The sequence below is a fragment of the Mycobacterium kyogaense genome, from assembly GCF_036946525.1.
Taxonomy (GTDB): Bacteria; Actinomycetota; Actinomycetes; order Mycobacteriales; family Mycobacteriaceae; genus Mycobacterium; species Mycobacterium kyogaense_A.
Map to the genome: position 1 here is coordinate 22,206 of NZ_JAQIIY010000023.1, position 24,732 is coordinate 46,937.

23 protein-coding genes are annotated in these 24,732 nt (G+C 69.0%); 13 read left to right on the forward strand and 10 right to left on the reverse strand.

Annotation, left to right across the window (positions count from 1 at the left end; all coding sequences use genetic code 11):
- Nucleotides 1-11: 11 nt before the first annotated feature.
- Nucleotides 12-443 (reverse strand): DUF1810 domain-containing protein, encoded by a 432-nt coding sequence (locus PGN37_RS19495; protein WP_335332651.1) that lies wholly within the window; start codon nucleotides 441-443, stop codon nucleotides 12-14.
- A gap of 192 nt (nucleotides 444-635) precedes the next feature.
- Here PGN37_RS19495 and PGN37_RS19500 point away from each other — a divergent pair, with 192 nt between their 5' ends.
- Nucleotides 636-1,631 carry an esterase family protein gene (locus tag PGN37_RS19500; RefSeq protein WP_335332652.1) on the forward strand — a complete coding sequence of 332 codons (996 nt, stop codon included), beginning with the start codon at nucleotides 636-638 and terminating at the stop codon, nucleotides 1,629-1,631.
- 293 nt (nucleotides 1,632-1,924) lie between these two features.
- Here PGN37_RS19500 and PGN37_RS19505 read toward each other — a convergent pair whose 3' ends face one another.
- Nucleotides 1,925-2,662 carry an SDR family oxidoreductase gene (locus PGN37_RS19505; RefSeq protein WP_335332653.1) on the reverse strand — a complete coding sequence of 246 codons (738 nt, stop codon included), beginning with the start codon at nucleotides 2,660-2,662 and terminating at the stop codon, nucleotides 1,925-1,927.
- Nucleotides 2,659-3,582 (reverse strand): NADP-dependent oxidoreductase, encoded by a 924-nt coding sequence (locus tag PGN37_RS19510; protein WP_335332654.1) that lies wholly within the window; start codon nucleotides 3,580-3,582, stop codon nucleotides 2,659-2,661. The genes PGN37_RS19505 and PGN37_RS19510 overlap by 4 nt, the downstream gene beginning before the upstream one ends.
- Before the next feature lie 62 nt (nucleotides 3,583-3,644).
- Between PGN37_RS19510 and PGN37_RS19515 the strand changes: the two genes are divergently transcribed.
- The 7 genes from PGN37_RS19515 (at nucleotide 3,645) to PGN37_RS19545 (ending at nucleotide 10,429) form a co-directional block, all read left to right on the forward strand.
- On the forward strand, nucleotides 3,645-4,115 hold the full coding sequence (locus PGN37_RS19515) for a nucleoside deaminase (RefSeq protein WP_335332655.1): 471 nt from the start codon (nucleotides 3,645-3,647) through the stop codon (nucleotides 4,113-4,115).
- 90 nt (nucleotides 4,116-4,205) lie between these two features.
- Complete coding sequence (lon, locus tag PGN37_RS19520) at nucleotides 4,206-6,527, forward strand: endopeptidase La (protein ID WP_335332656.1); 2,322 nt, start codon at nucleotides 4,206-4,208, stop codon at nucleotides 6,525-6,527.
- A gap of 86 nt (nucleotides 6,528-6,613) precedes the next feature.
- A complete protein-coding gene (locus PGN37_RS19525; RefSeq protein ID WP_335332657.1) occupies nucleotides 6,614-7,636 on the forward strand; it encodes an LLM class flavin-dependent oxidoreductase in 1,023 nt (340 codons plus the stop codon).
- 57 nt (nucleotides 7,637-7,693) lie between these two features.
- Complete coding sequence (locus PGN37_RS19530; protein WP_335332658.1) at nucleotides 7,694-8,026, forward strand: TfoX/Sxy family protein; 333 nt, start codon at nucleotides 7,694-7,696, stop codon at nucleotides 8,024-8,026.
- A 36-nt stretch (nucleotides 8,027-8,062) separates the two neighbouring features.
- Entirely contained in the window at nucleotides 8,063-8,695 is a 633-nt protein-coding gene (locus PGN37_RS19535) for an endonuclease (RefSeq protein ID WP_335332659.1), read from the forward strand.
- A 136-nt stretch (nucleotides 8,696-8,831) separates the two neighbouring features.
- Nucleotides 8,832-9,428 (forward strand): hypothetical protein, encoded by a 597-nt coding sequence (locus tag PGN37_RS19540; protein ID WP_335332660.1) that lies wholly within the window; start codon nucleotides 8,832-8,834, stop codon nucleotides 9,426-9,428.
- A 14-nt stretch (nucleotides 9,429-9,442) separates the two neighbouring features.
- Nucleotides 9,443-10,429, forward strand: a complete 987-nt coding sequence (locus tag PGN37_RS19545; protein WP_335332661.1) for a malate dehydrogenase — start codon at nucleotides 9,443-9,445, stop codon at nucleotides 10,427-10,429.
- Here PGN37_RS19545 and PGN37_RS19550 read toward each other — a convergent pair whose 3' ends face one another.
- Both PGN37_RS19550 and PGN37_RS19555 read right to left on the reverse strand, forming a co-directional pair.
- Nucleotides 10,430-11,905, reverse strand: a complete 1,476-nt coding sequence (locus PGN37_RS19550; RefSeq protein ID WP_335332662.1) for an acetyl-CoA acetyltransferase — start codon at nucleotides 11,903-11,905, stop codon at nucleotides 10,430-10,432.
- A complete protein-coding gene (locus tag PGN37_RS19555) occupies nucleotides 11,902-14,247 on the reverse strand; it encodes a CaiB/BaiF CoA transferase family protein (protein ID WP_335332663.1) in 2,346 nt (781 codons plus the stop codon). Before PGN37_RS19555 ends, PGN37_RS19550 begins: the two co-directional genes overlap by 4 nt.
- Before the next feature lie 97 nt (nucleotides 14,248-14,344).
- On the opposite strand from PGN37_RS19555, the gene PGN37_RS19560 reads away from it, so the two are divergent.
- Together PGN37_RS19560 and PGN37_RS19565 are read left to right on the forward strand one after the other, a co-directional pair.
- The gene (locus PGN37_RS19560) at nucleotides 14,345-16,807 is read left to right on the forward strand and encodes a phosphoketolase family protein (RefSeq protein WP_335332664.1); all 2,463 of its coding nucleotides are present in this window, start codon (nucleotides 14,345-14,347) and stop codon (nucleotides 16,805-16,807) included.
- A gap of 42 nt (nucleotides 16,808-16,849) precedes the next feature.
- Entirely contained in the window at nucleotides 16,850-17,611 is a 762-nt protein-coding gene (locus PGN37_RS19565; RefSeq protein WP_335332665.1) for a CPBP family intramembrane glutamic endopeptidase, read from the forward strand.
- 4 nt (nucleotides 17,612-17,615) lie between these two features.
- Here the strand turns inward: PGN37_RS19565 and PGN37_RS19570 are convergent, their stop codons facing one another.
- Both PGN37_RS19570 and PGN37_RS19575 read right to left on the reverse strand, forming a co-directional pair.
- Entirely contained in the window at nucleotides 17,616-17,927 is a 312-nt protein-coding gene (locus PGN37_RS19570) for a GlsB/YeaQ/YmgE family stress response membrane protein (protein ID WP_335332666.1), read from the reverse strand.
- A gap of 116 nt (nucleotides 17,928-18,043) precedes the next feature.
- Nucleotides 18,044-19,054: an APA family fibronectin-binding glycoprotein gene (locus PGN37_RS19575; protein ID WP_335332667.1), complete on the reverse strand. Its 1,011-nt coding sequence runs from the start codon at nucleotides 19,052-19,054 to the stop codon at nucleotides 18,044-18,046.
- Nucleotides 19,055-19,373: 319 nt separating this feature from the next.
- On the opposite strand from PGN37_RS19575, the gene PGN37_RS19580 reads away from it, so the two are divergent.
- From PGN37_RS19580 to PGN37_RS19590, 3 genes are all read left to right on the forward strand, one after another.
- On the forward strand, nucleotides 19,374-20,045 hold the full coding sequence (locus tag PGN37_RS19580; RefSeq protein WP_335332668.1) for an SDR family oxidoreductase: 672 nt from the start codon (nucleotides 19,374-19,376) through the stop codon (nucleotides 20,043-20,045).
- A 102-nt stretch (nucleotides 20,046-20,147) separates the two neighbouring features.
- Nucleotides 20,148-21,077: an LLM class F420-dependent oxidoreductase gene (locus PGN37_RS19585; protein WP_335332669.1), complete on the forward strand. Its 930-nt coding sequence runs from the start codon at nucleotides 20,148-20,150 to the stop codon at nucleotides 21,075-21,077.
- Nucleotides 21,078-21,199: 122 nt separating this feature from the next.
- The gene (locus tag PGN37_RS19590; RefSeq protein ID WP_335332670.1) at nucleotides 21,200-22,567 is read left to right on the forward strand and encodes an NAD(P)/FAD-dependent oxidoreductase; all 1,368 of its coding nucleotides are present in this window, start codon (nucleotides 21,200-21,202) and stop codon (nucleotides 22,565-22,567) included.
- Here the strand turns inward: PGN37_RS19590 and PGN37_RS19595 are convergent.
- The 3 genes from PGN37_RS19595 to ureG are packed head-to-tail and all read right to left on the reverse strand — an operon-like array spanning nucleotide 22,564 to nucleotide 24,731.
- On the reverse strand, nucleotides 22,564-23,421 hold the full coding sequence (locus PGN37_RS19595; RefSeq protein WP_335332671.1) for an LLM class flavin-dependent oxidoreductase: 858 nt from the start codon (nucleotides 23,419-23,421) through the stop codon (nucleotides 22,564-22,566). The genes PGN37_RS19590 and PGN37_RS19595 overlap by 4 nt on opposite strands.
- Entirely contained in the window at nucleotides 23,418-24,044 is a 627-nt protein-coding gene (locus tag PGN37_RS19600; protein ID WP_335332672.1) for an urease accessory protein UreD, read from the reverse strand. Before PGN37_RS19600 ends, PGN37_RS19595 begins: the two co-directional genes overlap by 4 nt.
- Nucleotides 24,045-24,731, reverse strand: coding sequence for an urease accessory protein UreG (ureG, locus tag PGN37_RS19605; protein ID WP_335332673.1), 687 nt, complete (start codon nucleotides 24,729-24,731; stop codon nucleotides 24,045-24,047).
- Between the last annotated feature and the right edge of the window lies 1 nt (nucleotide 24,732).

Here is a 24,732-nt window from a genome sequence, read left to right on the forward strand (position 1 = left end):
CCGCGCTGATCTCACCGCAGCAGCTCCAGCGTCGCCTCGTCTTCCTCGCCACCGTAGAACGCTTCCACCACGTCCGTGAACACCGATCCCCCGCCCGCACGGGCGAACAGCGTCATCGACGAGCGCACCTCCAGATCGTCGGGATACCCGAGGATGTCGCGGGCAGTTCGGTCGCGGTGGGTCAGCAGCAGCGCGGTGCACTCGTGCAGGCGCGGCCCGAGCACCGCATGCTCGAGGTAGGCGGTCGCCTCCTCCAGGGACGTCACGCCGAACCGGTAGGCCGTGGCGCTGTGTCCGAGGCCGCGCATCTGGGGGAAGACGAACCAGATCCAGTGGGTGCGTTTGCGGCCCGCGCGCAACTCCGCGAGGACCGTCTCGTAGACCCCGGCCTGAGCGTCGGTGAAGCGCTCGAGGTCGAACGGATCGGAATCAGAAGTAGTCATCGTCGGGTCTCGAGTGTGGCAGGCCGGCGCCGTTGATCACTGCGCCGAGTCGTAATCGTTAGCCAACCGCGACCGCGAATGGCTGTGTCGGACAGTGGATCGGCAGGGCCGAACGTGTTCCATGGCGGATGCACACGACGGCACGTTTGCGCGACATGTGGACTTGTAATGAAAGGTGGGTTGGTTGCCGTTATGAAGTTGAGAGAGAAGTTTCGAGGTCGGTGGGTTCGCCGGATGGCGGCCGTCGCCCTGGCTGTCACCACGCTGCCCGGGCTGATCGGCTTCGTCGGGGGATCGGCGACTGCCAACGCGTTCTCCCGTCCGGGTCTGCCGGTCGAATACCTGGACGTGTTCTCCGCGTCCATGAATCGCAACATCCGCGTGCAGTTCCAGGGCGGCGGCCCGCACGCCGTCTACCTGCTGGACGGTCTGCGCGCCCAGGACGATTACAACGGCTGGGACATCAACACCCCGGCGTTCGAGTGGTACTACCAGTCGGGCCTGTCGACGATCATGCCGGTCGGCGGTCAGTCCAGCTTCTACAGCGACTGGTACCAGCCCTCGCGGGGCAACGGCCAGGACTACACCTACAAGTGGGAGACGTTCCTAACCCAGGAACTGCCCGCGTGGCTGGAGGCCAACCGTGGCGTGTCGCGGACCGGTAACGCGGTCGTCGGCCTGTCGATGGCCGGCAGCGCGTCGATGACGCTGGCCATCTACCACCCGCAGCAGTTCATCTACGCGGCAAGCCTTTCCGGGTTCCTGAACCCGTCCGAGGGCTGGTGGCCGATGCTGATCGGGCTGGCGATGAACGACGCGGGCAGCTTCAACGCCGAGAGCATGTGGGGACCGTCCTCGGACCCGGCGTGGAAGCGCAACGATCCGATGGTCAACATCAACCAGCTGGTGGCCAACAACACCCGGGTCTGGGTCTACTGCGGTACCGGTACCCCGTCGGACCTCGATTCGGGTACGGCCGGGCAGAACCTGATGGCGGCGCAGTTCCTCGAGGGCTTCACCCTGCGGACCAACATCAGCTTCCGGGACAAGTACATCGCGGCCGGCGGCACCAACGGGGTGTTCAACTTCCCCGCGCAAGGTACGCACAGCTGGGGCTACTGGGGACAGCAGCTCCTGCAGATGAAGCCGGACATCCAGCGGGTGCTCGGAGCTCAAGCCACCGCGTAACCCTCACACTCAGAGAGCCTGCCGTTTCCCCCGAGCGGCAGGCTCTCTGCTGTGTACCGGTGCAAAGGTGACCAGGGTGTGACCACTGGTCGACGGGGGGTCTTCCGGCGTTTGGGCGTCTACCACCCGGGGGTATCAGGTGGCTGGTCGGGCGCGACGGTCGCGCCGATGTCGAGGCCTCCTGGAGACAGCCGTGATCCCCTTCATCTGCCCCACCTGCGGTTCGGTCGACATCGATTCGGCCGACTGCGTCTCGTGCGTCGCCCCGGGCTCTGACGCCGCGGCCTGAGAGCTCAGCCCTGCCGGGTCGGCCTAATCGTGAGATCGCCGATCTCAACGTCGTGCGGTTGCTGGATCGCGAAGGCGATGGCGCGGGCGACCGCATCGGCGGGCAGACCGAATTCGTCCATCTGAGCCCGGATCTGGGCGGCGAGACCAGAATCGGTCACCGAGCCGTCCAGCTCGGTGTTCACGAAACCCGGTGAGATCGACGTCGTCCTGACGACACCGTCGGTCGATTCCTGGCGCAGTGCCTCCATCACGGTCCGCACCGCGTTCTTGGTGGCCGCGTAGACGCCCATCGTCGGCGTGATCTTGATGCCGGCCGTCGACACCGTGGTGACGATGTGACCGCGGCCCTGGCGGCGGAACACCGGCAGCGCGGCGGCGATCCCGTACAGGACCCCGCGCACGTTGACGTCGATCATCGCGTCCCAGCCGGCGACATCGGCAGCGGACATCTCCCCGATCGTCGCGATACCGGCGTTGTTCACCAGGACGTCGAGCCGGCCGAACCGCTCGACCGCGATGTCGACGACGCGCTGTACGTCCTCGGCCACGGTGACGTCGGCGGGGACCGCGACCGCTTCGTTCGGTAGCTCCGCGAGCAGCGCCTCCAGCCGCTCGGTGCGGCGGGCGGCCAGCACCACCCGCGCACCCCGGGCGGACAGCAAGCGCGCGGTCGCCTCCCCGATGCCGCTGCTGGCTCCGGTGATGGCGACCGCCTGGCCGGCGATCGGATCGGCGGTCACGGGCGCAACACCACCTTGCCGCGGCTGTGGCGCGCGGCCAGATCGGCGTAGGCGGCGCGCACCTCGTCGAGGGGGTAGACCGCGGCGATCGGTAGGTCGAGTTCGCCGCGGGCGATGAGATCGGCCAGCTCGGCCAGGTCGTCGACGCCCGACTCGGCGCCGCCGACGGACAGGACGCCGAACCGTTCGACCGCCGCGAAGTCGATGATCGTGTTCACGCGCTCTGGTGCCACCCCGAGTTCGGTGACGGCCAGGTCGACGTATCCGCCGCCGAACAGGTCGAGGAACGCGTCGACGCGGCCGTCCGGCGCGGTGGCCCGTAATCGCTGCGCGAGGCCGTCACCGTAGTTGACGGGGACGACCCCGTGATCACGCAGCCACTCGTCGTTGCCCGGCCCGGCGATGCCCAGGACCGTCGCACCGGTCCGCACGGCCAGCTGAGCGGCCAGGGTGCCCACACCCCCCGCGGCCGCCGACACGGCGACGGTGTCGTCTGCGGTGAGCTCGAGCGACCGCACCGCCGCGCACGCCGTCGTGCCTGCGACGGCCAGCGATCCGGCCTGCTCCCACGACAGTCCCGGAGGTTTTCCGATGACCTGGTCTGCCGGCACCGCGACGTACTCGGCGTGGCTGGACCGCTCGTCGGAGAAGCCGAGGACGTCGTCGCCCACGGACACGCCGGTGACCTCCGGCGCCGTCTCGACGACGACACCAGCGACGTCGCTGCCCTGTCCGGACGGGAACGTGGCGGGCCATCGGTCGTGCAGGACGCCCTCTCGGATCAGGGCCTCACCCGGGTTGATGCCCGCGGCGCGTACCTCGATCAGCACCTGGCCGGGACCCGGCACGGGCCGTGGGACGTCACGGACCGCCAAGACCTCGATGCCGCCGTAGCGGTCGAACTGGACTGCTCTGCTCATGAGGGGTACGACCCGCGACGGCGCAGGACTATTCCGCGCCGCAACCGGCTATCAGTCAACTCATGGATTTCGCGCAGCGCACCGTCGATCTCGCCCGCCAGAACGTGATGGAGGGCGGGCGACCCTTCGCCACCGTCATCGCCCGCGACGGGCAGGTGCTGGCAGAGAGTCCGAACCTGGTCGCGCAGACCAACGATCCCACCGCCCACGCCGAGATCCTGGCGATCCGCGCCGCGTGCACGGCCGTCGGGTCCGAGCACCTCGGCGGCGCCACCATCTACGTGCTGGCCCACCCGTGCCCGATGTGTCTCGGCTCGCTGTACTACTGCTCCCCCGATGCCGTCGTCTTCCTCACCCAGCGCGACGAGTACGCGCAGTACTACCAGGACAACCGCAAGTATTTCGAGCTGGCCACGTTCTACGACGAGTTCGGGAAATCCTGGCAGGACCGTCGCCTGCCGATGCAGCACCAACCGCACCCCGACGCCATCGACGTCTACCGGCTCTGGCAGGAGCGCCACCCGGAGGCCTGATCCTCACCGGGGCGGGCGGGAACAAAGTCCTCCAGCACAGGGTTGAGCGCATCAGGTTCAACTTCGTGTTGAAAAAGCCCAGGAGGATTGATGGCTGAAGCTCTGCAAGTTCCGGTCTTGTTCGTCAGCGAGCCGATCGTGCTGCCCGGAATGGTGGTGCCGATCGAGCTCGATGACGCCGCCCGTGCCGCGGTCGACGCGGCCCAGGCCAGCCAGACCGGCAAGCTGCTGATCGCGCCGCGGCTCGACGACCGCTACCCCACCTACGGCGTGCTCGCGTCGATCGTGCAGGTGGGTCGCGTGCCCGGCGGCGGCGCGGCGGCGGTGGTGCGCGGTGAGAAGCGCGCCCACATCGGCACCGGCGCCACCGGCCCCGGCACCGCGCTGTGGGTCACGGTCGACGAGGTCGCCGACCCGGAGATCACCGACGAGACACGCACTCTGGCCGCCGAGTACAAGAAGCTGCTGCTGGCGATGCTGCAGCGCCGCGAGGCGTGGCAGATCGTCGACGTGGTCAACAAGATCACCGACCCGTCGGCGCTGGCCGACACGGCCGGCTACGCGTCCTACCTGTCGGACGTGGAGAAGCGCGAGCTTCTCGAGACCGAAGACGTGGCCGCCCGGCTGCGGCTGTTGATCGGCTGGACGAGCGATCATCTGGCCGAGACCGAGGTCAACGACAAGATCGCCGAAGACGTGCGCGCCGGAATGGACAAGCAGCAGAAGGAATTCCTGCTGCGCCAGCAGCTCGCCGCGATCCGCAAGGAGCTCGGTGAGGGTGAGCCCGAAGGGTCCGACGACTACCGGGCTCGCGTCGAGGCGGCCGACCTGCCGGAGAAGGTCCGCGAGGCGGCGCTGCGCGAGGTCGGCAAGCTGGAACGCTCCAGCGACCAGAGCCCCGAAGGCGGCTGGATCCGCACGTGGCTCGACACCGTGCTGGACCTGCCGTGGCACGTCACGACCGATGACTCGGCGGATCTGGTTGCGGCCCGGGCGATCCTGGATGCCGACCACCACGGGCTGGACGACGTCAAGGACCGCATCGTGGAGTACCTGGCCGTGCGGGCCCGTCGCGCACAGCGCGGCATGTCCATCGTCGGCGGTCGCGGTTCCGGCGCGGTGATGGTGCTGGCCGGTCCTCCTGGCGTCGGCAAGACGTCGCTGGGTGAGTCCGTCGCGCGGGCCCTGGGCCGAAAGTTCGTGCGCGTCGCCCTGGGCGGCGTGCGGGACGAGGCCGAGATCCGCGGACACCGGCGCACCTACGTGGGCGCGCTGCCCGGCCGGATCGTGCGTGCCATCGGTGAAGCAGGATCGATGAATCCCGTTGTGCTGCTGGACGAAATCGACAAGGTCGGCTCGGACTACCGCGGTGACCCGTCGGCGGCTCTGCTGGAGGTGCTGGACCCGGCGCAGAACCACACGTTCCGGGACCACTACCTGGACCTGGATCTGGATCTGTCCGATGTGGTGTTCCTGGCGACGGCCAACGTTATCGAGAACATCCCGCAGGCGCTGCTGGACCGCATGGAGCTGGTGCAGATCGACGGCTACACCGCCGACGACAAGGTGGCCATCGCCCGGAACTACCTGCTGCCCAGGCAGGCCGAGCGCGCCGCGTTGACCGTCGACGAGGTCACGGTGACCGACGAGGCACTGCTCAAGATCGCCGCGGACTACACCCGCGAGCCGGGCGTGCGCCAGTTCGAGCGATTGCTGGCCAAGGCGATGCGCAAGGCCACCACGAAGCTGGCGGCAGACCCGTCGCCGATCACCATTGATGAGCCGGATCTCGTTGCCTACCTTGGGCGTCCACGCTTCACGCCGGAGTCGGCGGAGCGCACCGCGGTGCCCGGCGTCGCGACGGGGTTGGCTGTCACCGGACTCGGCGGCGATGTTCTCTACATCGAGGCGGGCTCCACCGACGGCGAGTCCGGGTTGGCCCTGACCGGGCAGCTGGGTGACGTGATGAAGGAGTCGGCGCAGATCGCGTTGTCCTACGTCCGGGCCCACGCCGCCGAACTGGGCGTCGACCCGGCGGCGCTGGACCGTCGCATCCACGTGCACGTGCCCGCGGGTGCGGTGCCCAAGGACGGGCCGTCTGCGGGCGTCACGATGGTGACGGCGCTGGTGTCGATGGCGACCGGGCGCAACGTTCGCTCCGATGTCGGCATGACCGGTGAGGTGACGCTGAACGGGCGGGTGCTGCCCATCGGCGGGGTCAAGCAGAAGCTGCTGGCCGCGCAACGGGCCGGGCTCTCGACGGTGTTCATCCCGCAGCGCAACGAGCCCGATCTGGACGACGTTCCGGCTGAGGTGCTCGAGGCGCTGGACGTCCGACCGATGACCGACGTGGCCGACATCATCGCGCTGGCCCTGGAGCCGGCGGTCGAGTCGGCGACCGCGGCGGCCTGACAACCGATAGGCGCGAGCAGACGCGAACTCGCACGGAATCACGCGATTCCGTGCGAGTTTGTGTCTGTTCGTCGGAAGGAGCGACTGTGCCCGTACGCGGTGCGCCGCTGCGCAAGCTGGGATTTCTCACCATCGGACGGTTCGACGTCGACAACCCGGGACCGGGCATCGAGGAGACCCTGACGGTGATCGAACGGGCCGAGGCGCTGGGCTTCGACAGCGTCTGGCTCCGCGACAGGCACCTGCAGCCCGGCATCTCCTCGCCCGTGGCGATCATGGCGGCCGCCTCGCAGCGCACCAGCCGCATCGACATCGGCACGGCGGTCATCCCGTTGGGCCTGGAGAACCCGTTCCGGCTCGCCGAGGATCTCGCCACCGTCGACATCCTCTCTGGCGGGCGCATCAATCCTGGGGTGTCGGTCGGCACCCCGATGATGTACGACCACTACAAAATGTCCCTGTACCCGGAATCGCATGACCTGCAGGACTTTTCGAAAGACCGCGTGCTGCGCCTGCTGCGCTGCCTGCGCGGTGAGGCGGTCAGCGACTTCTCCGGAACGGTGGGCATCGAGCAGTACACCGACCACATTCAGCCGCACTCGCCCGGTCTGGCCGAGCGGGTGTGGTACGGCGGCGGGCTGGCCTCGGCCATCTGGGCTGGGGAGCAAGGAATCAACTATCTGACGAGCTCGGTGGTCACCACCGAGGGGTCCGCGTCACGGGACTTCGCCACCATCCAGGCCGAGCAGATCGACGCCTACCGGGCAGCGCATCCCCACCCCGAGCGGGCGCGAGTGTCGCAGGGCCTGGTCGTCATCCCCACGGACTCGGCCACCGACGACCAGATCCGCCGCTACCGCGAGTACGCCGCGAGCCGATACGAACGAACCACGGCACCGCAGGGAGCTCGCGGCATGCTGTTCTCCCCCGACTACGTCGGCACCTCTGACGAACTGGCCGACCGACTGTTCGACCATGCCGGGTTCCAGCGTGCCGACGAGGTCGCCTTCGCGCTGCCGTTCACGTTCGAAGCCGACGACTACGCGCAGATCATCGCCGACCTCGCGGAAAAACTCGGGCCCCGGCTGGGCTGGGAGCCGGGGGCCTGACCGCTCGGACACGACACTCCCTAGCGGCGTGGGCCCCACGCCAGGAGAATGGACGCCGTGGCGTACGACACCGACCTCGCCGAGCGGGTGCGTGAGCACATCAGCACCGAACGGGGCCTCGACGAGAAGCCGATGTTCGGCGGCTTGGCGTTCCTGCTGAACGGCAACATGGCGGTCTGCGTGAGCGGCAAGGGCGGCCTGATGGTGCGGGTGCCGCCGAGCGAGACCGACGAGCTGCTCGCCGAAGACCACGTCGAGCCGATGATCATGGCGGGCCGGCAGACCCGCGGCTGGGTGCGAGTGAGCGCCGACGGGGTGACGGGCGACGCCGCACTGCGCGACTGGGTCGGCCGGGGCGTCGCCTACGCGACCAGCCTGCCCGCCAAATAGACGGTTCGCGCGCCGCGGCGCGGGTAGCCGACGGCCATGAGCACAGACGACACCGTGCGGCGCCTGCTGTCCGAAGCCGGCGACACCTACGCCGAGCAGGCCGGGATCACGTTGGCCGACAAGCCCATGCCGCTCTTCGAATTGCTGGTGCTGTGCATGTTGGCGAGCAAGCCGATCGATGCGAACATCGCGACGCGTGCCGCCCGTGAGCTGTTCCGCGAGAAGCTGCGCACTCCTGATGCGGTGCTGTCGGCCAACCGCCGAAACGTCATCGACGCCTTCGGCCGGGCCGGATACGCCCGCTACGACGAGAGTTCGGCGACGCGCCTCACCCAGATCGCCACCGCGGTCAACGACGACTATCGAGGCGACCTGCGGGGCCTGGCCGAGCGCGCCGACGGCGACGTCCGCGCCGCCAAGAAGCTGCTCGAAGAATTCACCGGCATCGGCGACACCGGTGCCGACATCTTCCTGCGGGAGGTCCAGGACGTGTGGACGTGGGTGCGGCCCTACTTCGACCCGCGGGCCCTCGGCGCGGCCAAGGAGCTCGGCCTCCCTGATGACCCCGACGAGCTGGGCAAGTTGGGTGGCGACGCCCCCGCGCAACTGGCGGCAGCGCTGGTGCGGGTGTCGCTGGACCGGACGCTGCGTGACGCGATGGTGAGCTGACGCGCGCTCGGGACGGCGCGAGCGCGCGCGAAATCGCAGAGTTGCTTGCGTGTCGACGTGCAGACACGCGCGCTCGCCGAAGCGGGAGGTGCCCCCAGCTCGCGGAACGACCGGGGTGGCATGCTGGGGCACCGACATGCCTGTGATCACCCGACTCTGTGTTGCGACAGCGCTGGTGCTGTCGGTCGCCGCCTGTACCGGACCGACCGTCGTCACCACCGACGACACCGTCGCCGCGCCGGCCGCCGCACCGCCCCCGGCGCCGGAAACCACGCGGCCGAGCAACGCGCACCTCGCCAACGCCTTCGCTTACGCCACCCCCGATCCCGACGGCGGCACGGCCTACGCGTTCACGACCCCCAGCGGACGCTGGCAGTGCCAGATCACCCCGCGCACGCAAGCGTCCTGCGGAAAAGCCGGCAACAGCGCCACCGCGATCGGTATCACCGGGGCCCCCGACGAGGTACCCGACGCCGACGGCGAGCCCGCGACACCCACCGCGATCCTGGTCGACCGCACCAGTGACGCCCGATTCGCCGCCCTGCCCGCACCGACGGCCGAGGACCCGCCGGAGCTGCCGTTCAACCGCGTCCTCGCCGTCGCCGGATTCCGCTGCAACGTGCAGGAAGCCTCCGGCGTGTCCTGCCTCTCGGAGCTGACAGGCAAAGGCTTCACCTTCTCCGCCGACGGATTCACCACCGCCTACACCGACGTGCCCGCCGACGCGCCCTGACTAGGGTGAGGCCCATGCCAGCTCCCGTCACCGTCACCGTCACCGGAGCCGCAGGCCAGATCGGCTACGCCGCGCTGTTCCGGATCGCCGCAGGCGCGATGCTCGGCCACGACACGCCCGTCGTGCTGCGCCTGCTCGAGCTGCCCGACGCCGTGCGCGCCGCCGAGGGCGTGGTCATGGAACTCGACGACGGTGCCTTCCCCCTGCTCGCGGGCACCGAGATCCACGACGACCCAGTGCGCGCCTTCGACGGCGTCAACGTCGCCCTGCTGATCGGAGCCAGACCGCGCACCAAAGGCATGGAGCGCGCCGACCTCCTGGGCGCCAACGCAGCGATCTTCGCCACCGCGGGCCGGGCCCTCGGCGCAGGCGCCGCATCCGATGTCCGCGTGCTGGTGGTCGGCAACCCCGCCAACACCAACGCGCTCGTCGCAGCCGCGCACGCCCCCGATATCCCGAAAGACCGGTTCACCGCGCTGACCCGCCTCGACCACAACCGTGCCGTCGCCGCGATGGCCCGGCATGCGGGGGTGCCCGTCACCGAGATCAGCCGAATGACGATCTGGGGCAACCACTCCCCGACCCAGTACCCCGACATCTTCCACGCGATCGTGAGTGGCCGCGCCGGCGCCGACTACGCAGCCGACACCCGTTGGCTCACCGACGATTTCATCCCCACCGTGGCGCGGCGCGGCACCGCGATCATCGAGGCGCGCGGTGCGAGCTCCGCGGCATCGGCGGCCAACGGCGCCATCGACCACATCGACGACTGGATCCACGGCACCCCCGAGTCGGACTGGACGTCGGTGGCGCTGCCGTCCCCCGGCGCGTACGGCATCGACGAGGGGCTGGTGTGCTCGTTCCCGTGCCGCTCGGTCGACGGACGCTGGGAAATCGTCGACGGACTCGATCTCAATCCGTTCTCGCGCAGCAGGATCGACGCCTCGGTCGCCGAACTGCGGGCCGAACGCGACGCGGTGGCCGCGCTCGGCCTGCTCTAGTCATTCCAGCGTCGCGGTGCCGTCGGCGTGCACGCGCACGGCCGCACCGGCGATGTCGTCGGTGACCGTGGTCGTGGCCGCATCGGCGTCGGTGATGACCGCCAGCACCCGGTCGTCGCTCGGGGTTCGCACCGCCAGGAACGCCTTCTCGGGTTCCCCGTCACGGTCGAACGGCGTCGTCCATGTCTCCACCGTGCCCACCCCGGTCCAGTCCACCAGCTCGGTGCGGGTCGGCTCGCGGTCCACCTCGTCTTGCACGTTCTCCCAACGGAATTCGTGCTGAGGCTGTTCGGTGCCGTAGACACCGAAGCTGTGCTTGGTGAGATAGCCGCCGTTGGCGGTGATCAGGCCCCGCGTTCCCGGATTGGCGGCCAGCTGCTCGGCCATCGTTGCGATGGAGTGCGTGACGTAGTTGTTCCACGGTCCGCCGGCGAAGGTGAGGCCGCCGGTCACGGTCAGCGGCCTGCTGGGATCGCCGACCGGAAGGCCCAGTTCGGCCGCGGCCACCTGGACCGCCGACGGGAAGCAGGAGTACACGTCGACGAGATCCATGTCGTCGACACCGGCACCGGCCAGGTCGAGTGCGCGCTTACCCGCGATGCGAATCGCCGGCGAGGAATGGAACTCGGCACGCTCACCGATGGCGTAGGTGTCGTGGGCGTCGGCGCCCGCGTACGGGAAAACCCAACGCTCCCGCGGGATCTGGAGATACTGTGCCTTCTCCGCGGACGCCACGATCAACACGGCGCCCTGGTCGACCATGTTGTTCGAGTTCATCAGCTTGGTGTAGGGCCAGCTGATCATCCGGTTCTGCGGTGACGGCTCGTAGATCTCCTCGGCGCTGTAGGTCTGTCGGTTCCACGCGTGCGGATTCTGCGCCGCGACAGCCGAGAACTGCGCCCACAGCGCGCCGATACGCTCCCGGTGCGCCTGGGGAGACTCCCCCGCGGCGATGCGGACGGCCTGCTCGAACATCGGATACACATAGGCCGGGCGATCGAGGTGGATCTTCAGATCGCCGGGGCCTGCCATCGGCATGACCTCGTCCGAGCCGGGCGCCAACGGCACCGTGTCGTCCTGCTTGGTCCAGTCGGCCTTGGCGCCGGCTGCGCGCATCTTCGTCTTGGTTCGCCACGTCTCGGCACCGGCGATCAGCACGACATCGGCCCGCCCCTGCTGGATGTCGAGGCAGGCCAGGTTCACCAGTGTCTGCGGCACGTTGCCGCCGATCCCGGTGTAGCGGGTGGCGGCCTTCTCCGCACCGATCCGTTGCGCCACAGCCAGTCCCGCATCGCGGTAGCGCCACGAGAGCAGGTTCACCACCCGCACCGCGTCGACGGCGGCCAGCACCCGCGGATCGGCGGCCTCGTGTGCCGCCGCGACCATCAGGTCGACGGGCTCGACATCCGCGTTCTCGGTGTGCTGATTGACCTGGCCGTAGCCGACCAGGACCGGGGTTCTGGGATCGAGGGTCATGGGCAACCTTCCTGGTGGTAGTCGAACAGCACACCGGCTGCGATCAGGGCGTCGATACGCTCGGCTGTCAGACCGAGCACGCGGGTGCAGATCTCGCGGGTGTGCTCGCCCGGCATCGGTGCCGGGCGCAGTGGAGCACGGGGAATGCGGCGATAGGGCGCCGGCGCCGTCTCGGCGGGAATCGGACGCTCCAGCAGCGGGTGCACCAGCTCCGTGAACACCTGGCGGTGCAGCACTTGCGGGTCGGCGGGCACGTCGGCCGCGCGATTCATCGGGGCCGCGGGCACACCGTGGCGTTGCAGGAGCTCGGCGACCTCGAGCTTGTCGCGGCCAGAGGTCCACGCCCCGATCGCGGCTATCGCCTCGGACCGTTCCCGCGGCACGTCCTCGCCGAGCAGCGTGCCCAGGGCAGCACGCTCGGTGTCGCCGGCTATCGAGATCACGCACCACTCGTCGTCACCCGCGCACGGACAGACCGCATGCACGGTGTCGTCGTCGACGACGGGCACCCCTGCGGCGCAGGCTGATTCGACGACGTAGCGGTCGGCCAGCTGGTTGATCGCCACTTCGGCCTGCGACAGGTGCACGTGCGCGCCGCCGCCGCCTCGATCCCGCCGGATCAGCGCTGCCAGGGCCGCGACCGCGGTCAACCGGCCCACCACGTGGTCGGGAAAGATCGTCGTCGCATCGAAGAACTCGCCGGGCGGGGCGTCCGGAGACGTCCACAACCGGGTGATGCCGGTGGACGCGCGCACCAGCGGCCCGTACCCCATCTGCGCGCTCCACGGCCCGTGGTCGCCATAGGCGCTGCTCTCGGCGAGCACGATGTCGGGGTTGATCTCACGCAACCGCTCGATCGGGAAGCCCAGGGCAGCAAGCGTTCCGGGCTTGAAGTTGGCGAACACCGCGTCGGCGGTGGCGACCAGGCGGGTGAAGAGCTCCGCGCCCTCGGCGTCGCGCAGATCCAGCCCGAGGCTGTACTCGTTGCGATGGGTCAGCGCCCACGACCGGCTCACGGGCATTCCCGCAGGCGCCTGTCGCAGTCCGTCCGGATAGGCCGCGCTCTCGATCTTGATCACCTCGGCGCCGAGATCGGCGAACAGCCGGCCCAGCTCGCCACCGGCGACGATCACACCGAGATCCAGGATGCGCAGACCGTCGAAGGGATGCGCCGGCGGGGGCGTCACTGTCGATGGCGGGGTGGGGGGACGGAGCCACGTGGCGTCATCGGTCGCGGTAGCCGGTGCAGGAGAACGGAATCCGAGGTGCTCGCCGTCGACGGTGACCGGCCCGACGGGGCTCGTCACCGTCGCATCCGGCGTCAGCGGCAGTTCGGCCAACGCTCCGGTGAGGTGAAAGTGCTCTGCGCTCAACGCCTCTGCGGGAGTGCGAACCGCCGCGATCGGCACGCCACGATCCCGGCCCTGCGCGACGAGATCGTCCATCGACTGCGACGCGAACAGCGCGGCGATCGCCTCGTTCAGTTCCGCCGAGGCCGCGTATCGCGCGGCGATCGTCTCGAACTCCCGGCCCGCGAAGCGCGGCGGCTCACCCAACCACGCCCACATCCCGCGCCACTGCCGGGGAGACAGCAGGCAGATGCGGACATGACCGTCGCGGCAGCCGAAGATCGGATAGATCTGCTGATTTCGCGGACGGCCGCGCCAGAGCGCGGTCGGCGGCTTCAGTCCGACCGCCGCCTGCCCCTCGGAGCCGTACGGCGGATCGAGCGCCTGCAGCACCGCCTCGAAACGGGAGAAGTCGATGAAATCACCTCTGCCGCTGCGGGTCCGACCGAAGTAGGCGACGAGCACCGCCCACGTCGCCTGCACCATGCCCGTCGCCGATCCGACGCCGACGGGCGGGAGAACCGGCGTGCCGGTCGTCGGCCCGGTCCGCGACAGCGCCGAAGAGAGTGCGTAGAACACCGCATCGTTGCCCCGCCAGGATGCCCGCGGCCCGGTCAGCCCGAAATCGGTGACCGACAGCACGACCAGATGGTCGAAGCGGTCCGCGAGCTCCCGGGCGGAAACTCCGAACAGCGCTGCGCCACCTGGGATTCCGCTGTCGACAACGATGTCCGCGCTCGCCGCGAGGTCGAGCAGACGATCACGGTCGGAGGCGGGATCGAGCGTTGCGCAGCGCTTGTTCGCGTTGTCCAGCGCGAAACCGATTCCCGCACCGGCGATCGTCGGCGCCGCCGACCGCGCCGGGCTGCCCCCGGGTGGTTCCACCTTGAGGACGTCGGCACCGAGGTCGGCGAGGATGCGCCCCACCCCGTCGCCCGCACCGGAGCACAGGTCGAGCACGCGCACGGACGTCAGCAATGCTGCCTCGCCCATCGATCCTGCCTGCCCTTCTCTCCCTCGGCGCAAAGATTAACCCGTTGCTCATCGGGTACGGCTTGACGGTCCGCCGATGAACAGTTGGATGGGGATCATGACGACAGCCTGGACGACCGTCGACCGCGAACCGATCAGCGACGAGACCGTGGTCCGGCTGAACCGCTGGTGGCGCGCCGCCAACTACCTCTCGGTCGGCCAGATCTACCTGCTGGACAATCCGCTGCTGCGCACTCCGCTGGCGCGCGAGAACGTCAAACCCCGCCTGCTCGGGCACTGGGGTACGACTCCCGGCCTGAACTTCCTCTACGCCCACCTCAACCGGGTGATCGCCGAGCGCCAGCAGTCCACGATCTACCTGACCGGCCCCGGCCACGGCGGTCCCGGTCTGGTGGCCAACGCCTACCTCGACGGAACCTACAGCGAGATCTACTCCGACATCACCGCCGACGCCGAGGGCATGCGCCGGCTGTTCCGGCAGTTCTCCTTCCCGGGCGGAATCCCGTCACACGTGGCCCCCGAGACGCCCGGTTCCATCCACGAGGGCGGCGAGCTGGGCTACGCGCTCTCCCACGCCTACGGGGCGGCCTTCGACAATCCCGACCTGCTCGTAGCCGCCGTCGTCGGCGACGGCGAGGCCGAGACCGGGCCGCTGGCGACCAGCTGGCATTCCAACAAGCTGGCCAACCCGGCGCACGACGGCGTGGTGCTGCCGATCCTGCACCTCAACGGCTACAAGATCGCCAACCCGACGGTGCTGGCCCGGATCCCCGAGGACGAGCTGCGCAGCCTGCTCGTCGGATACGGGCACGCACCGTACTTCTTCGAGGTGCCCGACGACGCCTCGGCCGACGATCACCTGGATGCGCACCGACGGTTCGCCACGCTGCTCGACGACGTCCTCGACGAGATCGCCGCGATCAAGGCGCGCGCCGCCGACGGCGACCCCTCCCGGCCGGCCTGGCCGATGATCGTGTTCCGCACCCCGAAGGGCTGGACCGGTCCCGCCACCATCGACGGCAACAAGACCACCGGTTCCTGGCGCGCTCACCAGGTGCCGCTGTCGAATGCCCGCGACACCGCCGAGCACCTCGCGGTCCTCGGGGACTGGCTGGCGTCCTACCGGCCCGAGGAACTGTTCGACGACGACGGCCGACTGCACGACGACATCGCGGCGCTGGCGCCGAAAGGGCCGCTGCGGATGAGCGACAATCCGCACGCCAACGGCGGCCTGCTGCTCAAGGACCTGCGGCTACCCGACTTCCGGTCCTTCGGGGTGGATGTGCCCGCACCCGGCGCCACCGTCGCCGAGGCCACCCGCGTGCTGGGCCAGTGGCTCACCGAGGTGATCCGGCTCAACCCGGAGAACTTCCGCATCTTCGGTCCCGACGAAACCGCGTCGAACCGGCTCCAGGCCGTCTACGACGCGACCGACAAGCAGTGGAACGCCGACCTGATCGGTCCCGAGGTCGACGAGCACCTGGCCCGGGCCGGGCGGGTTGTCGAGATGTTGTCCGAACACCAGTGCCAGGGCTGGCTCGAGGGCTACCTGCTGACCGGTCGGCACGGGCTGTTCAACTGCTACGAGGCGTTCATCCACATCGTCGACTCGATGCTCAACCAGCACGCCAAGTGGCTGAAGGTGACCGACAAGATCCCGTGGCGCCGGCCCATCGCGAGCCTCAATTACCTTCTGTCCAGCCATGTCTGGCGTCAGGACCACAACGGGTTCTCCCACCAGGACCCCGGCTTCATCGACCACGTGGTCAACAAGAGCGCCCACGTGGTCCGCGTCTACCTGCCCCCGGACGCCAACACGCTGCTGTCCACCTACGACCACTGCCTCCGTTCGCGCCAGTACGTCAACGTCGTGGTCGCGGGCAAGCAGCCCTCCCCCACCTACCTGACGATGGAGGAGGCGATCGCGCACTGCACCCGCGGCCTGGGGATCTGGGAGTGGGCAGGCAGCGAGGAACTGGGCACCGAGCCCGACGTCGTGCTCGCCGCCGCGGGCGACATCCCGACGCTGGAGGCGCTGGCCGCCGCCGACATCTTGCGGCAGCACCTACCGGATCTGAGGGTGCGGTTCGTCAACGTGGTCGACCTGATGCGGCTGCAGGACGACAAGGAGCATCCGCACGGGCTGTCGGATCGCGACTTCGACATGATCTTCACCGCCGACCGGCCGATCATCTTCGCCTACCACGGCTATCCGTGGCTGATCCACCGCCTGACCTACCGGCGGACCGGTCACGCCAATCTGCACGTGCGCGGCTACAAGGAGGAGGGCACCACCACGACACCGTTCGACATGGTGATGCTCAACGACCTGGACCGCTATCACCTGGTGATGGACGTGATCGACCGCGTGCCCTCGCTGGGGTCGCGGTGCGCCACGCTGCGCCAGCAGATGGCCGACAAGCGCATCACGGCGCGCGAGTACACCCGCGCCCACGGCGACGACATCGGCGAGGTCAAGGACTGGGTGTGGCCCGCTGCGCGCGAATCCGGCTTCGGCGTCTCCGGCGCCGACTCCGATACCGGCGGCGACAACGAGTAGCTGACCTGCGCGGATCGCCGGATTCGGTAGTCTGAGCCGGTTATGACCGAGAACGCCGCCGTGCACCCTGAACCCCACCCGCTGGTGGAGCAGTTGGCGGCGCTGCACCACGCCCGCGCTTATGTCGACGTCGGTGTCGTCGTCGTGGTGCTCGCGCTGACGAACCTGATCGCGCACTTCACCACGCCGTGGGCCAACATCGTCGTGGTCCCGGCCGCCGCGGTCGGCCTCGTCGTGCTCGTGCGCTCACGCGGCCTCGGCTGGCACGAACTGGGGTTGGGGCGGGAGCACTGGCGCTCGGGCGCCGGCTACGCGCTGGGCGCCGTCGCGGTGGTCGGCACGGTGATCGCGCTCGGGACACTGCTGCCCTGGACTCGGCCGATGTTCCTGAACAACCACTACGCGACGCTGTCGGGCGCGCTGCTCGCGTCGATGATCATCATTCCGCTGCAGACCGTGATCCCCGAGGAGCTCGCGTTCCGGGGGGTCTTGCACGGCGCACTGGACCGAGCCTGGGGATTCCGGGGCGTGGCCGCCGCCGGCTCCCTGCTGTTCGGGCTCTGGCACATCGCCACCTCGCTGGGCCTGACGGCCAGCAACGTCGGGTTCACCCGCATCCTGGGCGGCGGCCCGTTCGGCATGATCGTCGGCGTCATCGGCGCCGTCATCGCCACGGCCGCTGCCGGATTCGTCTTCACCTGGTTGCGCAGGCGCAGCGGCAGCCTGATCGCACCGATCGCCCTGCACTGGTCACTCAACGGGCTCGGTGCACTCGCGGCGGCGCTGGTCTGGCACCTCAGCTGAGCGCCTAGTTGCGCCGCTGCACCATCCCGACGATCCAGAGCAGGATCACCGAGCCGAGGATCGCGGTGAACAGCGTGAACCACCAGCCGCCGCCTGCGGTGTCCAGGAAGAAGCTGAGCAGGAAGCCGCCGATCAGCGCGCCGATGATGCCGATCACGATGTTCATCAGGATGCCCGAGCCGGAGCCCTTGACGATCTTGCCCGCGATCCAGCCGGCGATCGCGCCGATGATGATGTAGCCGATCCAGCCCACGCTGGTCTGGGTGGTGGAACGCGCCAGATACTCCGTCGCCGCCACGATGTCGGTGGTGGTCATGTCGATCTCCTGCCTGTCGCAGTCAGGCCCGGTTGCGGGTGCAAGCGGGCCTGACTCCGGTATAGCCCCGGCAGGTCACGGTTGGGTCAATCGATCGGACACGATCGAAAGACACATCACGCGGGAGGCAGCATCCCCGGTGCGGTGTTCGGGTCGACCGGCACCGGCGTGCCGACGGCCGGACGCGGCGGTGGCGCGTTGGGATCGGCAGGCGGCGGCGGGGCGCCCGGATCCGCCGGCGGCGGCGGGGGCGGGGCTGTCCAGGGCCGGATCGAGTTCGCCAGCGTGACGGCCTCGGCCTGCGGGATCGGATTGGTCGCGGTGCCCAGCCAGACCACGAACCAGCGCTCGGGGGCGCGCTGACCGCGCGGGGTACCCGGCGCCGTCGGATTGCCGACCACGCCGGCCCAGATCTGACCGTTCGGCTTGTTGGTGTCGGTGAACTTCACCTCGTACGACGACGCCACACCGGTCATGCCGTTCGCGTTGAGCGGCACGGTCTGCTGGTTGACGCGAGTTCCGGGGAACGGCATGAAGAATTCGCCCATGTCGGAGGCGAGCCGCTGGGCCGCTTTCGTGTTGTCGGTCTCCGCGCCGGCGAACAGCTTCAGATCCAGACGACCGAGCAGCACGCTGGTGTCGTTCGGTGCCGGCGCATCCGGCGGCGATCCGGCGGGCGGGAGCTTGCTCAGCAGCGCCTGGCCGTAGGACAGCGAGGCCGCGTCGGCCACCTTCCAGCCGGCGGGCACGACGTAGCTGAATCCGCCGGCGGCGTTGTCCACACGACCCGGCTCCGGGGCGGGCGGCGGTGCGGGGGCCGGGGCATTGGGATCGGCCGGCGGGGCAGGCGGCGGCACTGGTGCGTTCGGATCCGCGGGTGGCGCCGGCGGCGCGGGAGCGGGAGCCGGGGCCGGTGCGTTCGGGTCCACCGGTGGAGCTGCCGGAGCCGGCGCACCGGGAGCTGCCGGCGCTGCCGGAGCAGGCGATGGCGGCGGCGTGGGCGCGGGCTGCGCTGTCGCCACGGCGGGCAAGGTCAACGCGGCGACGGTCGCGCCGGTCAGGGCGGCGAGCCCGATCGACGTCGACAGGCCTTTGCGGCGGGGTGACGACATGTCTGGATCACGCATGCCGAAGAAACTACCGTGTTACTGCCGTGACGCAAGTGTGTGCAGCTGAGAATGTACCAAATTGTGACATAGCTATCGGATTGATCATCACAGCTTACGGCGTTTTGGCAATTTGCTGACACGACAAGCACCCCGGCTCGCGGCTCGGGGTGCTGCGAGCGAGTCGGACAGGGACCTCCGACGGGCTCACGGGTTTGATCGCACGGTCGCGCGCCACCGTTACCGACACGGGCGCGTCGTCTGCCGCCGGCTAGCTACCCTCCAGTAACATGGGCGGGACTCGCTGGGGTTCAGCGCCGAACACAACAGGAGGCCGATGATGGATGTGCTGATCACGGGATGCGACACCGACCGGGGCCGCGCCATCGCGGAGAACTTCAGCACCGCCGGCCACCGCGTGATCGTCGCCGGTCGACGCGCCGATGACGTCGAGCTGCTGGCCAAGGAGCTCGAAACAGACGCGGTGGTCCTCGACACCACCGATCCCGCGTCGATCGCCGCGGCGAACAATCAGCTCCCCGCTCATCTGGACACCGTGATCAACGTGCCGGCTCCGCTGCGGACCGCCGGGGACCCGCGGACCTACACCTTGGACGACCATGCCGCCGAGTGGCGCAGCCTCTTCGACGCGGGCCTGCTCTCCGCGGTCCTGACGGTGCAGACCATCGGCGACCAACTGCGGTCCGGGGGCTCCATCGTGACCGTGATCGGCGATGCGATGGCCGAAGGCAGTGCCGCGGCCGCCGTCAAGGCGGCGGTGTCGTCCTGGACGGCCGGGCAGGCGCACTACCTCGGCATCCGCGGCATCACGGTCAACGCGGTGGCGATCGGCCGTGGCACCGAGCCCGGATACGAGGGTCTTGGCTCGTCGTCACCGACCGTGGACGCCGAGATCGCCCGGCTCGCACTGTTTCTGACCACGCCGGCGGCCCGGCACATCACGGGGCAGACCCTGCACGTCAGCCACGGCGCCCTCGCCAACTTCGGCTGATCCTCAACCGCTGCGAGCGGCTGTTTATTCCGCAGATCAGCGGGCTTCGCCCCCGGCGAAACCGTCTAGAACGCCCTGGTCAGACTGCGTAGGGTCGGCCAGGTGACGATTCGACTCGGACTGCAGATCAACAACTTCTCCTACGGGACCGGCGTGGGCGAGCTCTTCCCCACCGTCACCGCCCAGGCCCGGGAAGCCGACGAGGCCGGCTTCGATTCGGTGTTCCTGATGGACCACTTCTACCAACTGCCGGGCATCGGCAACTACGACGAACCGATGCTCGAGGCGTACACCGCACTCGGCGCACTCGCTGCCGCCACCCGCAACGTCCAGCTGGGCACGCTGGTCACCGGCAACACCTACCGCAATCCCACCCTGTTGGCCAAGGCGATCACCACGTTGGACGTGATCAGTGCCGGCCGCGCGATCCTGGGCATCGGCGCCGGGTGGTTCGAACTCGAGCACGATCAATTGGGTTATGACTTCGGCACATTCACCGACCGGTTCAACAAGCTCGGTGAGGCGCTGCAGATCATCCTGCCGATGCTCGCCGGCGAGCGTCCCACCGTCGACGGAAAGTACTACCGCACCCAGGAGGCGCTGGCCAATCCCCGCTTCCGCGACCACATTCCGCTGATGATCGGCGGCAGCGGTGAGAAGAAGACAATTCCCCTGGCGGCCAAGCACTTCGACCACCTCAACGTGATCGCCGGCTTCGACGAGCTCGCCCGCAAGGTGGCCGTGGTCAAGCAGCGCTGTGAGGAGATCGACCGGGATCCGGCCACGTTGGAGACCTCGATGCTGATCGGTGCGGTCGTGGGCGACGGCGTGACCCAGGACATGATCCCCGACGATTTCAAGCAGCGGATGGTCGCCGGCAGCATCGAGGACATCGCCGAGCAGGTGCAGACCAAGGTGCTCGACGCGGGCATCGACGGCGTCATCCTCTTCGTGCCCACACAGACCGTCGGGTACCAGCCCGGTCAGATCACCGCGCTCGGCGAGGCGCTCAAGCCGCTGGTCACAGGGTGAACGGGCGCGGTGGGGTATCTCACCGCGCCACCCGGAAGCGCGACGGCTAAGGTTCTGGTTGTTCTGAATGGGTAAAGAAGTTCCGGTAAGGACACCCGCGAGAACCGTGCACAGGAGTAGCCATGAGCAATCCCGGAGCCATTGCATCCGATCGCCACAAGGTGGTCATCATCGGATCGGGATTCGGCGGTTTGACCGCGGCCAAGACGCTCAAGAACGCCGACGTCGACATCAAGTTGATCGCCCGCACCACCCATCACCTGTTCCAGCCGCTGCTGTACCAGGTGGCGACGGGCATCATCTCCGAGGGCGAGATCGCGCCGGCCACCCGGGTGATCCTGCGCAAGCAGAAGAACACTCAGGTTCTGCTCGGCGACGTCACCGGGATCGACCTCAAGACCAAGACCGTGCGTTCGGAGCTTCTCGGCCACACCTACGTCACGCCGTTCGACAGCTTGATCGTCGCCGCCGGTGCCGGGCAGTCCTACTTCGGCAACGACCACTTCGCCGAGTGGGCGCCGGGCATGAAGACCATCGACGATGCCCTCGAACTGCGGGGCCGCATCCTCGGTGCGTTCGAGCAGGCCGAGCGGTCCAGCGACCCGGCCCGCAGAGAGAAGCTGTTGACCTTCGTGGTCGTCGGCGCGGGGCCGACCGGCGTCGAAATGGCAGGGCAGATCGCCGAATTGGCTGACCAGACGCTCAAAGGTGCGTTCCGGCACATCGATTCGACCAAGGCGCACGTGATTCTTCTCGACGCCGCCCCGGCAGTGCTGCCGCCGATGGGCGAGAAGCTCGGCAAGAAGGCTCAGGCCCGGCTGGAGAAGATGGGCGTCGAGATCCAGCTCAACGCGATGGTCACCGACGTCGACCGCAACGGCATCACGGTCAAGGACCCCGACGGCAAGATCCGTCGCATCGAGGCGGCCTGCAAGGTGTGGTCGGCCGGCGTGTCCGCCAGCCCGCTGGGGCGCGACCTCGCCGATCAGTCCGGCGTGGAACTCGACCGCGCCGGCCGCGTGAAGGTCCTGCCGGATCTGTCGATCCCCGGCCACCCCAACGTGTTCGTCGTCGGCGACATGGCCGCCGTCGAGGGAGTGCCGGGAATGGCGCAGGGCGCCATCCAGGGCGCCAAGTACGCCGCCAAGGCCATTCTCGCCGGGCTCAAGGGTGCCGACCCCTCGGAGCGGGAACCGTTCAGCTACTTCGACAAGGGGTCGATGGCCACGGTGTCGAAGTACAGCGCGGTCGCCAAGGTCGGACCGATCGAGTTCAGTGGGTTCATCGCCTGGCTGTCGTGGCTCGTGCTGCACCTGGTGTACCTCGTCGGGTTCCGGACCAAGATCGCGACCCTGCTGTCGTGGACGGTGACGTTCCTGGGCCGCAACCGCGGTCAGCTCACGATCACCGAGCAGCAGGCCTACGCGAGAACGCGCATCGAGGAACTCGAGGAGATCGCGGCCGCCGTGGACCAGAAGGCGGCGAGTTAGCGACGCTGCAGGGAACCGATGAACTCCATCGGGTCCGGGTCGGTACCGATCGGCTGGAACACCACGGTGTCGATGCCGGCGGCACGGTAGGCCGCGACTCCGTCGCGAATCGCCTCTGCTGAACCGCCGACGCCGAAGTCCGTCTCGGGCGTGACGTGCCAGCGCCGCGCTTCCTCGACGAGCCTGGTGCCCACGTCGACCAGTGATGGCGCACAGGCCAGGTACATGACGCGCCGGAACCCCGCGGCGTCGCGCCCTGTGCCGCCGTGCGAGACGTGCCCGAGTGCAGTGGTCACGCTGGCCGCGGTGTGCTGACAGTCGAGCAGCACACCGTCGGCGATCTCGCCGGCCAGCGCCAGCGTCTTGGGACCGGTGCCGCCGATGAGCACGGGTACCGCCGTGTCGGGAACCCAATCGAGGTGCACCGCGTCCAGTCGGACGTAGTCACCGGTGACGTCGACGGTCTGTCCGGCTAGCAGATCCCGCAGCGCGGTGACGTACTCGCGCAGGTAGGTCAGCGGCGAGGCCACCGCCACGCCGGCCTGGCGCATCCAGTCCTGCACGCCGTGCCCGATACCGACCTGCACCCGTCCGGGGAACATCGTGGCCAGCGTCGAGATCTCCAGCGCCGTGGCCACCACGCTGCGCAGCGGTGCGGGGAGCACCCCGATGCCCACCACCAGGGACCGGGTCGCCATCAAGGCGACGGCGGCCTGGGCGATCCCGCCCTGCAGGAAACAGTCCTCCCAGAGCCAAACCTCCTCGAACCCCGCGCGCTCGGCCTGCTCGCAGAACGGCGCCAACGTCCGCGGATCGCCGTCGGGCCGCCACACCACCCCGTACCGCTGCGTCACAGTCGATCCCCCTGCCAGGTGCTCAGGCATCCGCCGCCGGCCAGCGCGAGTACCACGCCGGGAGCATCGATGTCGGTTGCCGGATAGTGGAATTCGCCTTCATAGGCGCGGGGCGCGGTGATCTCGTCGTCGGCGAGCGAGCCACTGCCCAACTCTATCCGGTGGCGAAGCAGCGCCGTGCCGTCCAGATCGGCCCGAAGCGCGCCGGACCAGTAGCCCTGCCGCTCACCGGATCTGCCGATCTGCACGCGTTCCCGCACCCGCACCGTCGCGTTCGCGGTCAGAGACAGTGCGGTGCGAACGACGTGGCGGGACGGGCCGGCCACGATCGTCGGTTCCGGATCCAGATCCAGCTCGCCTGCGACCTCCACCGTCCAGCACGCGTGTGACTCCGCGGTGGCTGTACCGGGCAGCACCATCGTCGCCGCCACGGTGCACACCCGAAGTCTGGCGCCGTCTTCCACGACCACCCGCATCCGCATCACGTCACCGCCCAGCGGGGTGGCCGCGGCCGACACCAGGTGCACGGTGTCCGGCCCGGTACGCCGCACCGCAAGGGCGCCGGTGCTCTCCATATGCGGGGAGCGCCCGGGCCGCGCCACGATCAGCACATCGGAGCGCACCTAGACCGCCTGGGTGACCCGCAGCTGCTCGCGCACCCAGTCCAGCACCGGCGTCGCCGCCGGGTCGGCGGTCAGGGAGATCATCGCGAAGGGGCGATCCGCACGCACCGCAGCCGCGTCACGGCTCATCACGCCGAGATCGGCGCCGACCATCGGGGCCAGGTCTGTCTTGTTGATCACCAGCAGATCCGAGAACGTGACGCCGGGACCACCCTTGCGCGGCACCTTGTCCCCTCCCGCCACGTCGATCACGAAGATCTGCACGTCGATCAGGCCCGACGAGAACGTCGCGGTCAGGTTGTCCCCGCCGGACTCGACGAGAATCAGATCGAGATCGTCGTGCGCGGCGATCAGGTCGTCGATGGCGTCGAGGTTGGCGGTGATGTCGTCGCGGATCGCGGTGTGCGGGCAACCGCCGGTCTGCACCGCCGCGATGCGGTCATCCGGCAGTACTGCGTTGCGGCGCAGGAAATCCGCGTCCTCGGTGGTGTAGATGTCGTTGGTCAGCACCGCGAGGGACAACTCGTCCCGAAGCTGACGGCAGAGCGCGGCGACCAGCGCAGTCTTCCCCGAGCCGACCGGTCCGCCGATGCCGATGCGCAGCGGCTCTCCGGGCTGACGTGACCGGCGCGGGCGGTCAGGGCGGTCATGGGAGTGGCCGACACCGTCGATGAGATGTGGTGGCATG

Bases quoted from the DNA above. Each gene is read 5' to 3' on its own strand.
- PGN37_RS19495 (WP_335332651.1), bottom strand. From the start codon at position 443: ATGACTACTTCTGATTCCGATCCGTTCGACCTCGAGCGCTTCACCGAC.
- PGN37_RS19500 (WP_335332652.1), top strand. From the start codon at position 636: ATGAAGTTGAGAGAGAAGTTTCGAGGTCGGTGGGTTCGCCGGATGGCG.
- PGN37_RS19510 (WP_335332654.1), bottom strand. From the start codon at position 3,582: ATGAGCAGAGCAGTCCAGTTCGACCGCTACGGCGGCATCGAGGTCTTG.
- PGN37_RS19515 (WP_335332655.1), top strand. From the start codon at position 3,645: ATGGATTTCGCGCAGCGCACCGTCGATCTCGCCCGCCAGAACGTGATG.
- lon (WP_335332656.1), top strand. From the start codon at position 4,206: ATGGCTGAAGCTCTGCAAGTTCCGGTCTTGTTCGTCAGCGAGCCGATC.
- PGN37_RS19535 (WP_335332659.1), top strand. From the start codon at position 8,063: ATGAGCACAGACGACACCGTGCGGCGCCTGCTGTCCGAAGCCGGCGAC.
- PGN37_RS19540 (WP_335332660.1), top strand. From the start codon at position 8,832: ATGCCTGTGATCACCCGACTCTGTGTTGCGACAGCGCTGGTGCTGTCG.
- PGN37_RS19545 (WP_335332661.1), top strand. From the start codon at position 9,443: ATGCCAGCTCCCGTCACCGTCACCGTCACCGGAGCCGCAGGCCAGATC.
- PGN37_RS19550 (WP_335332662.1), bottom strand. From the start codon at position 11,905: ATGACCCTCGATCCCAGAACCCCGGTCCTGGTCGGCTACGGCCAGGTC.
- PGN37_RS19555 (WP_335332663.1), bottom strand. From the start codon at position 14,247: ATGGGCGAGGCAGCATTGCTGACGTCCGTGCGCGTGCTCGACCTGTGC.
- PGN37_RS19560 (WP_335332664.1), top strand. From the start codon at position 14,345: ATGACGACAGCCTGGACGACCGTCGACCGCGAACCGATCAGCGACGAG.
- PGN37_RS19565 (WP_335332665.1), top strand. From the start codon at position 16,850: ATGACCGAGAACGCCGCCGTGCACCCTGAACCCCACCCGCTGGTGGAG.
- PGN37_RS19570 (WP_335332666.1), bottom strand. From the start codon at position 17,927: ATGACCACCACCGACATCGTGGCGGCGACGGAGTATCTGGCGCGTTCC.
- PGN37_RS19575 (WP_335332667.1), bottom strand. From the start codon at position 19,054: ATGCGTGATCCAGACATGTCGTCACCCCGCCGCAAAGGCCTGTCGACG.
- PGN37_RS19580 (WP_335332668.1), top strand. From the start codon at position 19,374: ATGGATGTGCTGATCACGGGATGCGACACCGACCGGGGCCGCGCCATC.
- PGN37_RS19590 (WP_335332670.1), top strand. From the start codon at position 21,200: ATGAGCAATCCCGGAGCCATTGCATCCGATCGCCACAAGGTGGTCATC.
- ureG (WP_335332673.1), bottom strand. From the start codon at position 24,731: ATGCCACCACATCTCATCGACGGTGTCGGCCACTCCCATGACCGCCCT.